Origin of the sequence: Salinisphaera sp. G21_0, assembly GCF_017744115.1 — a bacterium.
Lineage (GTDB): Bacteria > Pseudomonadota > Gammaproteobacteria > Pseudomonadales > Endozoicomonadaceae > Endozoicomonas.
Window position 1 is genome coordinate 1 of the sequence record NZ_JAGHQW010000054.1, and the last position, 14,686, is coordinate 14,686.

The window sequence follows — 14,686 nt, forward strand, 5'->3', positions numbered from 1 at the left end:
GGGAGGGGGGGGTTACTGGCTGTTTTTTCTCTTCCTCTTGGCTGGTTTGCCGGTTTGTTCTTCTAACTGTTTTTCAGCGGTTAAGTAACCGTGCTCTGTGGGTTGCCTGCCTTTATCAGCAGTAACGTATGCCGCATCTGTCCACGTTCTTTTAAGTGATACAGAGCCATGCCCCTGTGGCGGGAAGCCTATCCTGGACTTTATTTGATCATTACATGGTTTCATTGAATCCTGAGTCAAGAGCCTGTTAGCCGGAATTTCAATGACCTCAAATCCTGCTTTTTGCAACAGTGCGATTTTCAGCAGCGTCGAACCATTCCTGGTGTTGAAATCACCACCCACGTAATGAGAGGGCCCCTGAACTTCAATCACCATGTTGTGATCCGGCAGTAGCAGGTCAACCGGAGGCAATGAGTTCAGACTCTTTTCTTCTTCAATCTGCAAAGAGGGAATGCATGATTGGAGTTGATTGCGAAAGTCGGCCTGGATTTTTGAAATGTTTGTCGGGTAATTGGGGACGACTGGACACGCTCTCCCAAGCCAACTGGCGGCCATGGCAATGATGCGTTGCTCCTCTTCATTGTCTGAGGATGTATTTTCCAGACGAGCAAACAGCTCATCCATGTGCTTTTCAAGCCAGTTATTGTTATTGGAGTCCAGAGACAATCTGGCACAGCAAACCATGACTCCCCAGAGAGACATCAATAGGTCTTGCTGTAAGAGCTGAGGGTGTTCACTGATTCGGTAAACAAGCGATTCGAGCATAGAGGTCACCAGGTTCAGCTCAACGAACTCACCCAGTTTCGCTGTGGCCCACAGCAGATTGGCGATTTCCTTTGGTTTAAAGTTAGCTTTCTGTGTGTTCACGTGGCGCAATAGCGTGGCCACGGCCTCGTTGAGCTCTGATGTCCACTCCCCGTTGCCCACCAGTTTCGCCATGGCCCACAGCAGGTTGGCGATTTCCTGTGGTTTAAAGTTAGCTTTCTCCGTGTTGACGCGTGGCAACAGCGCGGCCACGGTCTCTTTAAGCTTTGGTGTATCCTGCCCGTTGTCCAGTAGTTTCGCCATGGCCCACAGCAGGTTGGCGATTTCCTGTGGTTTAAAGTGAGCTTTCTCTGGGTTCACTTGTGGCAACAGCACGGCCACGGCCTCTTTGAGCTGCAGTGTCCACTCCTGCCCGTTGTCCACCAGTTTCGCCGTTGCCCAGAGCAGGTTGGCGATTTCCTGTGGTTTAAAGTGAGCTTTATGTATGTTCACGTGGGGTAGCAGGGCGACTATAGCCTTGTTGAGCCCTGGTGTCTGCTCCTGCCCGTTGTCCACCAGTTTCGCCATGGCCCATAGCAGGCTGGCGATTTCCTGTGGTTTAAAGTGAGCTTTCTGTGTGTTCACGTGGGGCAACAACGCTGCCACGGCCTCATTGAGCCCTGGTGTCTGCTCCTGCCCGTTGTCCACCAGTTTTGCCATGGCCCACAGCAGGTTGGCGATACCCTGTGGTGTAAAGTTTGCTTTCTGTGCACTCACGTGGGGCAACAGCGCAGCCAACGCTTCGTTGAACTCTGGTGTTCGCTTTTGCCCGTTGTCCACCAGTTTCGCCATGGCCCAAAGCAGGTTGGCGATACCCTGTGGTATAAAGTTAGCCTTCTGTGCGCTCACATGGGGCAACAGTACGGCCTCGGCTCTGCTTAGTATCGGTGTTTGCTCCTGCCCGTTGTCCACCAGTTTCGCCATGGCCCAGAGCAGGTTGGTAATTTCCTGTGGTTTAAAGTTACCTTTCTGTGCGTTCACATTGGCCAATAACCTGGCCACGGCCTCATTGAGTTCTGGCGTCTGTTCCTGCCCGTTGTCCACCAGTTTCGCCATGGCCCACAACAGGTTGGCGATATGCTGAGGAATAAATTGGTCCTTCTGTGTGTTCATGTGGGGCAACAGTGCGGCCACAGCCTCGTTGAGCCCTGGTATCCGCTCCTGCCCGCTGTCTACCAGTTTCGCCATGGCCCACAGCAGGTTGGCGATTTCCTGGGCTCTAACATAGGTGGCTTCAGGTTTTTGGTTGCACTTGAATATTATTGCATCAAGTAGTGTTGACAATAAGGCAACTTGAGTATGCTTGACACGCTTATCTATGGGGTTATGGGCGGTAAAAACACCCGCTGAAGTCAATGAGTGAAGTGTGGTCGTCAGGCTTCGCCAATTCCAGCTCCGTGTTGCAGTAAAATTTTGCAGCAAACGCATCAGCTGGCTTTGTTCCGCTCGATTTAACGGTCTTTTAGACGCTGACGTGTATTTTTTAATTGAACTGGCATACACGCCGTGATCTCTCCCATCATAGCGATGACCGAAACGATCCGATTTACTCACCAGGTCATCCATTATTTCCTGTTCGATGAGCGCATTAAAATTTTGAGCAGGGTTTACTGAACGGTACTGTAAATGTTGAGAAGAGCGTGTGAAAGAAGAATGGTGAAATTCATTACACCCGGGGGCAGTGCGGGATGGGCTATCCCATTGTCTGACTGTGGCATATCTATATCGTCCACGCCGTGAAGAAGTGGCCTGGCCATTCGATTGGTTGTAATTATTGCCTGATCTTGCGTATTGACCACTGATACCAGCAGAACTTCTATCCATAACTATATTTCATTAATTCATGATAATATAAAAAGCAGACTGCTGTTCTGTTCAGAAGTTCATTTGGGGCTAAATTCAGGGACAACAGGTCTTCAACGTTGGTAGAACTTTCCTGGAATGTGAAAACGGTTCCTGGGTCGAAGGGAGAGGATTACTGGCTGGTTGTTTTCTTCCTCTTTCCTGGTTTGCCGGTTTGCTCTTTTGAATGTTCTTCGGCGGTTAAGTAACCATGATCTGAGGGTTGCCTGCCTTTATCAGCTGTAACGTATGCCTCATCTGCCCACCTTCTTTTAAGTGATACAGAGCCATGACGTTGTGACGAGATGTCTACCCTGGCCTTTATTTGATCAATACATCGTTTCATTGAATTCCGGTTCCAAAGCATGTTAATTGGGATTTCAATGACCTCAAAACCTGCTTTTTGCAACAGTGCGATTTTCAGCAGAGTCGAACCATTCCTGGTGTTGAAATCACCACCCACGTAATGAGACGGTCCCTGAACTTCAATCACTATGTTGTGATCTGGCAGGAGCAGGTCAACCGGAGGTAATGAATTCAGACTCTTTTCTTCTTCAATCCGCAAAGAGGGAAAGCATAATTGGAGTTGATCGCGGAAGTCGGCTTGAGATTTTGACCTGACTGTCTGGTAATGGGGGACGAACGGGCATGATCTCCCAAGCCAACTTGCGGCCATGGTAATAACGGATTGTTCCTCTTCATTGTTTGGGAATGGATTTTCCAGGCGAGTAAACAGGTCATCCATGTGCTTTTCAAGCCAGTTATTGTTATTGGAGTCCAGAGACAATCTGGCACAGCAAACCATTACTCCCCAGAGAGACATCAATATTTCTTGCTGTGAGAGCTGAGGGTTTTTACTGATTCGGTAAACAAGCGATTCGAACATAGGGGTCATCACGTTCAGCTCAACGAACTCACCCAGTTTCGCCGTGGCCCACAGCAGATTGCCGATTTCCTGTGGTTTAAAGTTAGCTTTCTGTGCGTTCACGTGGGGTAACAGCGCGGCCACGGCCTCATTGAGTTCTGGTGTCTGCTCCTGCCCGCTGTCCACCAGTTTTGCCATGGCCCAGAGCAGATTGACGATTTCCTGTGGTTTAAAGTTAGCTTTCTGTGGGTTCACGTAGGGCAGCAGCCCGACCACGGCCTCATTGAACTCTGTTGTCCGCTCTTGCCCGTTGTCCACCAGTTTTCCCATGGACCACAGCAGGTTGGCGATACCCTGTGTTGTAAAATTAGCTTTCTGTGCGTTCACGTGGGGTAACAGCTCGGCCACGGCCTCATTGAACTCTGTTGTCCGCTCCTCGCCATTGTCCAGCAGTTTTGCCATGGCCCACAGCAGGTTGGTGATACCCTGAGGTTTAAAGTTAGCTTTCTGTGTGTTCACGTGGCGCAATAGCGCGGTCACGGCCTCGTTGAGCTCTGATGTCCGCTCACCGTTGTCCACCAGTTTCGCCATGGCCCACAGCAGGTTGGCGACTCCCTGGGCATTAAATTGGTCCTTCGCTGCGTTCACCTGAGGCAACAGCGCAGCCACGGACTCGTTAAACTCTGGTGTCCGCTCCTGCCCGTTGTCCACCAGTTTCGCCATGGCCCACAGCAGGTTGGCGATATGCTGGGCATTAAACAGGTCTTTCTGTACGTTCACATGTTGCAGCAGCGCAGCCACGGCCTCGTTAAACTCTGGTGTCCGCTCCTGCCCGCTATCCACCAGTTTCGCCATGGCCCACAGCAGGTTGGCGATAGCCTGTGGTGTAAAGTTATCTTTCTGTGCGTTCACGTGTGGCAACAGCGCGGCCACGGCCTCTTTAAGCTCTGGTGTCCTAACCTGCCCGTTGTCCAGTAGTTTCGCCATGGCCCACAGCAGGTTGGCGATTTCCTGTGGTTTAAAGTTAGCTTTCTCCGGGTTCACTTGTGGCAACAGCACGGCCACGGCCTCTTTGAGCTGCGGTGTCCACTCCTTCCCTTTTTCCACCAGTTTCGCTGTGGCCCAGAGCAAGTTGGCGATTTCCTGTGGTTTAAAGTTAGCTTTCTGTGCGTTCACGAAGGGCAACAGCGTGGCCACGGCCTCTTTGAGCTGTGGTGTCCACTCCTTCCCTTTTTCCACCAGTTTCGCTGTGGCCCAGAGCAAGTTGGCGATTTCCTGTGGTTTAAAGTTAGCTTTCTGTGCGTTCACGCGGGGCAACAGCGCGGCCACGGCCTCGTTGAGTTCTGGTGTTTGTTCCTGCCCGTTGTCCACCAGTTTTGCCATGGCCCACAGAAGGTTGGCGATTTCCTGTGGTTTACAGTTAGCTTTCTGTGCGATCACGTGGGGCAAAAGCGCGGCCACGGCCTCATTGAACTCTGGTGTTCGCTCCTGCCCATTGTCTACCAGTTTGGCCATGGCCCACAGCAGGTTGACGATTCCCTGGGCATTAAATTGGTCCTTCCCTGCGTTCACGTGAGGCAACAGCTCAGCCACGGCCTCTTTGAGCCCTGGTGTCCGCTCCTGTCTGTTGTCCACCAGTTTTGCCATGGCCCACAGCAGATTGGTAATACCCTGGGCATTAAATTGGTCTTTCTGTGCGTTCACGAGGGGCAACAGCACGGCTACGGCCCCTTTGAGCCCTGGTGTCTGCTTCCGCCCGTTGTCCACCAGTTTCGCCATGGCCCACAGCAGGTTGGCAATATGCTGAGGAGTAAATTGGTCCTTTTGTGCGTTTATGTGGGGCAACAGTGCGGCCACAGCCTCGTTGAGCCCTGGTGTTCGCTCCTGCCCGCTGTCTACCAGTTTTGCCATGGCCCACAGCAGGTTGGCGATTCCCAGGGCATCAATATCCCTGGCTTCAGGTTTTTGGTTGCACTTGAATATTATTGCATCAAGCAGTGTTGACAATAAGGCAGTTTGAGTAAGTTTGGCACGCTCATCCAAGGGTTTAAGAGGGGTAAAAACACCCGCTGAAGTCAATGAATGAAGTGTTGTCGTCAGGCTTCGCCAATTCCAGTTCCGCGTTGCTGTGAAATTTTGCAGCAAACGCATCAGCTGGCTTTGTTCCGCTCGATTTAACGGTCTTTTAGCAGATGACGTGTATTTTTTAATTGAACTGGCATATCGACCATGATGCCTCCCATCATAGCGATGACCGAAACGATAAGATTTACTCACCAGATCATCCATTATTTCCTGTTTGATGAGCGCATTAAAATCTTGAGCAGGGTTTACTGAACGGTACTGTAGATGTTGAGAAGAGCGTGTGACAGAAGAATGGTAAAATTCATGACGCACCGAAGCAGTAGGGTGGGGGTTATCCCATTGTCTGACTGTGGCATATCTATAACGTCCACGCCGTGAAGAAGCGGCCTGGTAATCCGGTTGGTTGTCATCATTGCCTGATCTTGCGTATTGACCACTGATACCGGCAGAGCTTCTATCCATGACTATATTTCATTAATTCATGAGAATATAAAAAGCAGACTGCTGTTCTGTTCAGAAGTTCATTTTGTTGGAATGTTGATAAATGTAAGCAGTTGGAGAAACGCATCTGCTCCTGATGCCACCAATTCGTTATCTTCAAAACATCCGGGGCAAAATTCAGGGGTAACAGGTCTTCAACGCTGGTAGAACTTTCCTGGAATAAGAAAACTGTTCCCGGGTCGTCAGAAGGAGGGAATTACTGGTTGTTTTTTCTCTTCCTCTTGGCTGGTTTGCCGGTTGGTTCTTCTAACTGTTCTTCGGCGGTTATGTAACCGTGATCTGTCGGCTGCCTGCCTTTATCAGCAGTAACGTATGCCGAATCTGCCCACCTTCTTTTAAGTGATACAGAGCCATGCCCCTGTGGCGGGATCCCTGTCCTGGTTTTTATTTGATCAATGTATGGTTTCATTAAATCCTGATTCAAAAGCCTGTTAACCGGAATGTCAATGACCTCAAATCCTGCTTTTTGCAACAGTGCGATTTTCAGCAGCGTCGAACCATTCCTGGTGTTGAAATCACCACCCACGTAATGGGACGGTCCCTGAACTTCAATTACTATGTTGTGATCTGGCAAGAGCAGGTCAACCGGAGGTAATGAATTCAGACTCTTTTCTTCTTCAATCCGCAAAGAGGGAAAGTATGATTGGAGTAGATGGCAGACCTCGGATTGAGGTTTTGACCTGGCAGTCGGGTAACGGGGGACGACCGGGCACGCTCTCCCAAGCCAACTGGCGGCCATGGCAATGATGCGTTGATCCTCTTCATTGTGCAGGAATGTATTTTCCACACGAGTAAACAGGTCATCCATGTGCTTTTCAAGCCAGTTATTGTTTTTAGAGTTCAGAGACAACCTGGCACAGCAAACCATGACTCCCCAGAGAGAAATCAATAGGTCTTGCTGTGAGAGCTGAGGGTTTTCACTGATTCGGTAAACAAGCGATGCAAACGTAGAGGTCACCACGTTCAGCTCAACGAACTCACCCAGTTTCGCCGGGGCCCACAGCAGATTGGCGATTTCCTTTGGCTTAAAGTCAGCTTTCTGTGTGTTCACGTGGCGCAATAGTGCGGCCACGGCCTCGTTGAGCGCCGATGTCCACTCCCCGCTGTCCACCAGTTTCGCCATGGCCCACAGCAGGTTGGCGATTTCCTGTGGTTTAAAGTTAGCTTTCTCTTTGTTGACCTGTGGCAACAGCGCGGCTACGGCCCCGTTAAACTCTGGTGTTCGCTCCTGCCCTTTGTCCACCAGCTTCGCCATGGCCCACAGCAGGATGGCGATTCCCTGGGCATTAAATTGGTGCTTCCCTGCGTTCAGGTGAGGCAACAGCGCAGCCACGGCTTCGTTAAAGTCTGATGTCCGCTCCTGCCCGCTATTCACCAGTTTCGCCATGGCACACAGCAGGTTGGCGATACCCTGCGGTTTAAAGTTATCTTTCTGTGCGTTCACGTGGGGCAACAGTGCGGCCACGGCCTCTGTAAGCTCTGGAGTCCTATCTTGCCCGTTGTCCAGCAATTTCGCCATCGCCCACAGCAGGTTGGCGATATGCGGAGGAGTAAACTGGTCTTTATGTGCGTTTACGTAGGGCAACAGCGCGGCCACGGCCTTGTTGAGCCCTCGTGTTCGCTCTTGCCCCTTGCTCACCAGTTTTGCCATGGCCCACAGCAGGTTGGCGATATGCTGAGGAATAAATTGGTTTTTTTTTGCGTTCACGTGGGGCAACAGTGTGGCCACAGCCTCTTTGAGCACTGGTGTTTGCTCCTGCCCCTTGTCCACCAGTTTTGCCATGGCCCACAGCAGGTTGGCGATATCCTGTGGTTTAAAGTTACCTTTCTGTGCGTTCAAGTGAGGCAATAGAGCGGCCACCGCCTCGTTGAGCCCTGGTGTTCGCTTTTGCCTGTTGTCCACCAGTTTCGCCATAGCCCACAGCATGTTGGCGATTTCCTGTCGTTTAAAGTTAGCTTTCTGTGCGTTCACGTAGGGCAGCAACATGGCCACGGCCTTGTTGAGCCCTGGTGTGCGCTCCTGCCCGTGGTCCACGAGTTTTGCCATGGCCCACAGCAGGTTGGCGATATGCTGAGGAATAAATTGCGTTTTTTTTGCGTTCACGTGGGGCAACAGCGCGGCCACGGCCTTGTTGAGATCTGGTGTCTGTTCGTACCCGTTGTCCTCCAGTTTCGCCATGGCCCACAGCAGGTTGGTAATGCCCTGGCTATTAAATTGGTCTTTCTGTGCTTTCACGTGGGACAACAACGCGGCCACGGCCTTGTTGAGATCTGGTGTCTGTTCGTACCCGTTGTCCACCAGTTTTGCCATGGCCCACAGTAGGTTGGCAATGCCCTGGGCATTAAATTGGTCTTTCTGTGCGTTCACGAGGGGCAACAGCGTGGCTACGGCCCCTTTGAACCCTGGTGTCTGCTTTGGCCCGTTGTCCACCAGTTTCGCCATGGCCCATAGCAGGTTGGCGATATGTTGAGGAATAAATTGGTCTTTCTGTGCGTTCACGAGGGGCAACAAGGATGCCATGGCCTCGTTGAATTCTAGTATTCGCTTCTGCCCATTGCTCACCAGTTTCGCCATGGCCCACAGCAGGTTGGCGATTTCCTGTGGATTAAAGTTAGCTTTATGTTCGTTCACATCGGCCAATAACCTGGCCACGGCCTCATTGAGTTCTGGCGTCTGTTCCTGCCCGTTGTCCACCAGTTTCGCCATGGCCCACAGCAGGTTGGCAATATGCTGAGGAATAAATTGGTTTTTCTGTGCGTTCATGTGGGGCAACAGTGCGGTCACAGCCTCGTTGAGCCCTGGTGTTCGCTCCTGCCCGCTGTCTACCAGTTTTGCCATGGCCCACAGCAGGTTGGCGATTCCCTGGGCATCAATATCCCCGGCTTCAGGTTTTTGGTTGCACTTGAATATGATTGCATCCAGTAGCGTTGTCATTAAGGCAGCTTGAGTGCGCTTAACACGCCCATCCATGGGGTTATGAGGGGTAAAAACACCCGCTGAAGTCAATGAATGAAATGTTGTCGTCAGGCTTAGCCAATTCCAGCTCCGTGTTGCGGTAAAATTTTCCAACAAACGCATCAGCTGGCTTTGTTCCGCACGATTCAACGGTCTTTTAGCAGCTGACGTGTATTTTTTAATTAAGCTGGCATATTGACCGTGATGTCTCCCATTATAGCGATCACCAAAACGATAAGATTTATTCACCAGGCGATCCATTATTTTCTGTCTGGTGAGAGCATTAAAATCCTGAGCAGGGTTTACTGAACGGTTCTTTAGATGTTGAGAAGAGCGTTTGAAAGAAGCATGGTAAAACTCATGACGCCCCGGGGCAGTGCGGATGGGGGTATCCCATTGTCTGACTGTGGTATATCTATATCGTCCACGCCGTGAAGAAGTGGCCTGGTAATCCGGTTGGTTGTCATCATTGCCTGATCTTGCGTATTGACCACTAATACCAGCAGAGCTTCTATCCATAATTATATTTCATTAATTCATGAGAATATAAAAAGCAGACTGCTGTTCTGTTCAGAAGTTCATTTCGGTGGAATGTTGATAAATGTAAGGGTGAAAGTCTCATACTGAGCACAACTACAGACCCTGGAGCATAGAATTTACGTCCCAGAGCCAAAATACCCGAACAAGAAAGGCAACCAAACGCAGCTATGATTTTCATATGACAAAAGAATCATCTGCGAGAGGCCGCCCTCCATGAAAGTATGTCACCCACTGACCATTCCCGCTAGTAATCACTGCCCTGCAATCGAGATGCTGCAACATCGGTTATCTCTTCTTCGCCAGTCATGCCATGAGCTCCACTGGGAGGATTACGAAAATGAACTGCATAACCTCATGGCTCTTGCAGAACAGGAGATTCTCTCTGAAGACCTCCAAAAACTGGACGTCAATGAACCTTCTATTGAGGTCAAGGGCACCGTTTATCGCAGGGTGGCTCAAAATCATCAGACATACCAATCTGCTGCTGGCCCTGTCCGAGTAAAGCGAACCCTGTATCGATCCGGCTCAGGAAGCAAATGTATAGTCCCCCTGGAACTCCAGGCAGGGATTGTTGAAGGGTTCTGGTTACCCAGGGCGGCAAAGCAAGCGGCATGGATGGTAGCTCAGTTGCCACCAACCGAAGTTGCAAGCCTTCTTGAGTTGCTGGGAAATATGAAACCGTCGGCCAGTACTTTGGCTCGTCTTCCTGCAAAACTCAGTGAACGGTGGGAACAGTATCTTGAACCTTTTGAGTATATTCTGGCAGACAACTTTCAGGTTCCAGCCAATGCTGTGACGGTAGCGGCCTCTCTTGATGGTGTAATGCTGCCTATGAAGGACGGAAAGCGTCAGGAAAAACGGGACAAGGGAGCAGCTGAAGGCAAGCGTACCAGAGGCCCTGCGGGTTGTCAGGAAGCCAGTTGTGGGACGCTGTCGTTTTATGATGATCTGGGTAATCGTCTATCCACCATAAGGATGGGGCGAATGCCCGAGAGCAAAAAGGAGACATTGAAACAGTCCATCAAGAATCACCTGAATAAGGTCCTTGAACAAAAGCCGGGTCTGACATTGGTGAAAGTCGCAGATGGAGCCAAAGACAACTGGACATATCTCTCCAGCGATTTACCTGAAGGTCATGAAATTATCGACTTTTACCATGCGGCAGAGCACCTGAAGAAAGCCTTTGATCTGTCGTACGGTGAAAATAGTCCAAAGGCTAAAGAGAAGTTCAAAACGTACCGGCATATTCTGAAAGAAGAAACTGGCGGAATTGATAAAGTCATCAAGGCCCATGTCTTCCCATTTCCTAATAAAGTAGATCCATGGTACTTGTCAGTATGAGACTTTCACCCTTACGAATGGTTCTGAAGAAGCTGCGGCTTCTTTTTGTCTGGATTTTATGCAAGTTGTTAACAATAAGGGTTTTAGTACAACCTGTCTGCCGGCAGGTAGTATTCTAGAAGCAGGTTACTTCAGGTTCGACTCAATATGGCAGAGATTGAGGAATAGACTGAGAATTGTCGTGTACAGTGGTCAGATTACACAAAATATTGAATGGGTTGCGTTAAAGGAGGAACTTTTACAAGAGGAATTGATCTTAAGCTAAAGGCCAATTACCCAAATTCAATAATTTAATGCATAGTCCTATTTCTTATGTTCAATTACAGGCAGATTCTGATCGATTTTCTTCTGTCCGGGATGTCACTTTTTCTGAATCTGCTGCATCAGGGCATGCCTTCTTCCGTGGTGTTGCAGAAGCAGACTCTTTTCTATGTCCCATGTGTACTGATGAGATGACTGAAAATCACTTTCAGCCGCCAACGGTGCCTTTTCATAATCCATTTCTTAATCCCCATTTTAAAAAAAGGTCGGTAGTAATCGTTGTCAGCCATGCTACAAAAGATCATCCGGTTCACTTACCAGCCAGGACAGACGCCCAGAATGATACACCTGCCCCTGGATATATTCCGGATAATGAACGTTTTTCGATCCAGTCAATTTTAGGTTTAGGTCAATCATCCCTGCCAGGCTTATCGGCGTACTCTTTTCATCATAACGAAAACCAAACTCAGACCACCGCAGAGTATGAAATGGAGCCATCAGACAATATAGCCGGGTTAAGTGGTAAGAAGCCTGACGAAAGTTGCTCATTACTAATTGAACGTCAAAGTAATCAGTACCAGAATGACCCCGTTTACGTAAAACGCCAAAGGCCACGTCAAGGGAAGTGCTACCGGGATGATCCCGTATACGCACAGCGCGAAAGGGAACGCAAAAAAGAGCTTCGCAAAGATCCCGCAAACGGTGAACACCCAAGGGCGTACCAGAGGGAACACTGTAAGAATAATCCCGCTTACGCAGAACGCAAAAAGAGTCGTCAAAGGGAGCGCTACCAGAATGATCCCGCTTTCGCACAGCGCGAAAGGGAGCGCTCAAGGAAGAACAAAAAGGCGCTTCGCAAAGACCCTGCTTACAGACAACGTGAAAAGGATCGCCAAAGGGAGCGCTACAAGAATGATCCCGCTTACGCAGAACGTATCAAGGCTCGTCAAAGGGCGCGCTACCATAATGATCCCGCTTACGCCCAGCGCGAAAAGGAGCGCCGAAGGGAAAAAATCAAGGCGCGTCGTAAAGACCCTGCTTACGTACACTATGAAAGGGAGCGCGAAAGGGAGCGCCGAAGGGAACTTCGCAAAGATCCCGCCTACGTTGAACACCAAAGGGATTACCATAGGGAATACCAAAGAAAGCGCCGCCTTAGAGAGTCTCGCAAAGACCCCGCTAAAGCAGGGTGAATAAGGGAGTGCTCTCAGGGTAGACATTAAGGAATTCATGGCAGAATGGGTATTAGCGCTGTCCTGCACCAGGAGGCTGACCGAGAATAGCGCCCGTAGCGAGGATGGTAGAAAATTGAGGACAAAGGGAGCCACAGGGCTCCCGGAAGATGATCTCTGGTCAGGACGGCAGAATGATATTGCCACCGGCTTCGCGGATCGCGGCCAGATTCTCTTCATCAAACTTGCTGTCGGTGATAATGCAATCCAGCTCTTCCAGACGGGCAATGGTTTTCATGCTGGAGGCACCAAATTTACTGGAATCCGCCAGCAGAACAGTTTTATTGGCCCGTTCCATCATTTTACGACGAATGTAGTAATGATCGTTGGATGCCGTGGTCACGCCATTGTTCAGGCTCCAGCTGTTGGTGGCCAGGAAGGCGATATCCGCATTAATGCTGTCCAGGAATGACAGGGCAGCAACATCCGTGTGCGCCTTGGTGATGGCGCTGACATTACCACCGGTGGTGAACACCTTAACCGTTGAAGAGTCTGACAGCTGCAGGGCAATTTTCAGGTCAGTGGTGATTACGGTGACCTTCATGCGCATCATCAGTTTGGCCAGCGCCATTGTACTGGTACCAGAGTCCAGCAGAACGATCTGCCCTTCACGAATCTGCTTCAGGGCTTCATGGGCGATGGATTTTTTCTCTTCGATATTCACCGCGTTTTTCTTCTCGTAAGGGATATCTTCCATCAGGAAGCTTTTGGACACAGCTCCGCCATAGGTCACGCGCAGCTTGTCTTCTTGCTCCAGGGTACGAATATCACGACGGATGGTCATTTGGGAGACATCAAAACGTTCGGCCATTTCTTCGATGTTGGCACAGCCTTTTTCTTCAACAAAAGCAAGAATATGTTCGCGACGTTCAACCGGAAGCATAGTTGTTCCTCATTAAATGGAGCATGATCAGTTTGCCCTGTTGATCAACTGGCACATCAGGTTCGCAGGACTCGACCAACGGTAATGATGCTTGCTTCCGATGAGTATTCAGAAAAGTAATGTCCCGTAAGAAGGGCGTTACCGTGCGGTAATGAACTGATGGCACTCGAATGCAGAAGACCGATCAATGGGCATTTGGCGCGGGATTATATCACCAGAATGATGAACTATTGCTAATTTTTCATGGACTCGCGCAGTCCCGGGGAGTGTGAAAGGCCTTAACAGAAGGGCACTACAAAGGCACAAAGACACGAAGGTTTTTTCCGGGCTTGCCTGAGCTACGCTCAGCAAACAAAAAAGGCTTCCTTTGTGCTTTCGTGTCTTTGTGGTGCAAGGCTTTTATAACTTGTTCAACGTATAAACCGGGAAGTTAATTAAGGACCATTCCTTACTCATGCTCAACAGCCACTGCTCTGGTGTGGTTTTTCTTGACTGACAGAATCAGCTGGTCCTTTTCAGTCCACAGTTCATTCACCCAGTTCTGACACTGTTCCCGAAATACCTCATCATTGCTGTAATCCCGACCAAGATAAGCGTCAGAAATTATCTGTTTTTCAATCCTGACGTTGATGGCATCGCCCCGGCCGCAGAGGAAATCCCAGAACGATGGCACTCCGTCCTGGTAAACAATGGTGATATTAATCAAAGTGCGCAGCTGTTGATCCATGGCTCCAAGCACAAAACCAACACCGCCGGCCCGTGGTTTCAGCAGATGTTGAAAAGACGACTTCTGTTGCTTGTGTTTGGCATCGGTAAAGCGGGTTCCTTCAATAAAGTTAAAAACCGATACCGGAACATCCCGGAACTTTTCACAGGCTTTTCGGGTGGCTTTAAGATCTTCACCGCGTTTCTCCGGGTGCTTTTCCAGATAGGCCCGTGAATAGCGTTTCATAAACGGGAAGTCCAGGGCCCACCAGCATAACCCGATCACCGGTACCCAGATCAGCTCCTGTTTCAGAAAGAACTTCAGCATGGGAATTCGGCGGTTCAGCAGGTGCTGGACAATCAAAATATCCGCCCAGGACTGGTGGTTACAGGTGACCAGATACCATTCATCTTTCTGCAGGCTGTCCAGTCCTGCAATTTGCCACTGCATCCTCCGGGTAAGTTTCATCCAGCCACTGTTGATGCTGATCCAGCACTCAGCAATAGCGATGCACAGGCGGGTACATAGTTTTTGCCACGGTTTGATCGGTATCAGAAAACGACTAATACTGAATGTCAGTAAAGGTATGCTCATAATCAGGGTGTTTATCACGAGCACACTCGCGGAAAGGCAACCCCTGAGAAAAGCCGGGATAGATGACAGCATAGTA

Annotated in this window: 7 protein-coding genes; 2 read left to right on the top strand and 5 right to left on the bottom strand. The window is 49.9% G+C overall.

The window, feature by feature from the left end:
- Positions 1-12: 12 nt before the first annotated feature.
- The 3 genes from J7439_RS20340 to J7439_RS20350 all read right to left on the bottom strand — a co-directional run bounded on the left by J7439_RS20340 (position 13) and on the right by J7439_RS20350 (position 9,572).
- Positions 13-2,628, bottom strand: coding sequence for an RAP domain-containing protein (locus J7439_RS20340; protein ID WP_209203822.1), 2,616 nt, complete (start codon positions 2,626-2,628; stop codon positions 13-15).
- A gap of 151 nt (positions 2,629-2,779) precedes the next feature.
- Positions 2,780-6,058, bottom strand: a complete 3,279-nt coding sequence (locus tag J7439_RS20345) for an RAP domain-containing protein (RefSeq protein ID WP_209203824.1) — start codon at positions 6,056-6,058, stop codon at positions 2,780-2,782.
- A gap of 235 nt (positions 6,059-6,293) precedes the next feature.
- Positions 6,294-9,572: a DUF1601 domain-containing protein gene (locus J7439_RS20350; protein ID WP_209203826.1), complete on the bottom strand. Its 3,279-nt coding sequence runs from the start codon at positions 9,570-9,572 to the stop codon at positions 6,294-6,296.
- Positions 9,573-9,806: 234 nt separating this feature from the next.
- Between J7439_RS20350 and J7439_RS20355 the strand changes: the two genes are divergently transcribed.
- Both J7439_RS20355 and J7439_RS20360 read left to right on the top strand, forming a co-directional pair.
- The gene (locus J7439_RS20355) at positions 9,807-10,934 is read left to right on the top strand and encodes a hypothetical protein (protein WP_209203828.1); all 1,128 of its coding nucleotides are present in this window, start codon (positions 9,807-9,809) and stop codon (positions 10,932-10,934) included.
- Between the two features lie 749 nt (positions 10,935-11,683).
- The gene (locus J7439_RS20360) at positions 11,684-12,388 is read left to right on the top strand and encodes a hypothetical protein (protein ID WP_209203830.1); all 705 of its coding nucleotides are present in this window, start codon (positions 11,684-11,686) and stop codon (positions 12,386-12,388) included.
- A 160-nt stretch (positions 12,389-12,548) separates the two neighbouring features.
- Here J7439_RS20360 and J7439_RS20365 read toward each other — a convergent pair whose 3' ends face one another.
- Both J7439_RS20365 and yihG read right to left on the bottom strand, forming a co-directional pair.
- Complete coding sequence (locus J7439_RS20365) at positions 12,549-13,310, bottom strand: DeoR/GlpR family DNA-binding transcription regulator (RefSeq protein WP_101748183.1); 762 nt, start codon at positions 13,308-13,310, stop codon at positions 12,549-12,551.
- Between the two features lie 448 nt (positions 13,311-13,758).
- Positions 13,759-14,682, bottom strand: coding sequence for a 1-acylglycerol-3-phosphate O-acyltransferase, YihG family (gene yihG / locus J7439_RS20370; protein WP_209203832.1), 924 nt, complete (start codon positions 14,680-14,682; stop codon positions 13,759-13,761).
- Between the last annotated feature and the right edge of the window lie 4 nt (positions 14,683-14,686).

Excerpts from the sequence above, each read along its gene's own strand:
- J7439_RS20355 (WP_209203828.1), top strand. The coding sequence starts at position 9,807 with ATGAAAGTATGTCACCCACTGACCATTCCCGCTAGTAATCACTGCCCT.
- J7439_RS20345 (WP_209203824.1), bottom strand. The coding sequence starts at position 6,058 with ATGGATAGAAGCTCTGCCGGTATCAGTGGTCAATACGCAAGATCAGGC.
- J7439_RS20365 (WP_101748183.1), bottom strand. The coding sequence starts at position 13,310 with ATGCTTCCGGTTGAACGTCGCGAACATATTCTTGCTTTTGTTGAAGAA.
- J7439_RS20340 (WP_209203822.1), bottom strand. The coding sequence starts at position 2,628 with ATGGATAGAAGTTCTGCTGGTATCAGTGGTCAATACGCAAGATCAGGC.
- yihG (WP_209203832.1), bottom strand. The coding sequence starts at position 14,682 with ATGCTGTCATCTATCCCGGCTTTTCTCAGGGGTTGCCTTTCCGCGAGT.
- J7439_RS20360 (WP_209203830.1), top strand. The coding sequence starts at position 11,684 with ATGGAGCCATCAGACAATATAGCCGGGTTAAGTGGTAAGAAGCCTGAC.
- J7439_RS20350 (WP_209203826.1), bottom strand. The coding sequence starts at position 9,572 with ATGGATAGAAGCTCTGCTGGTATTAGTGGTCAATACGCAAGATCAGGC.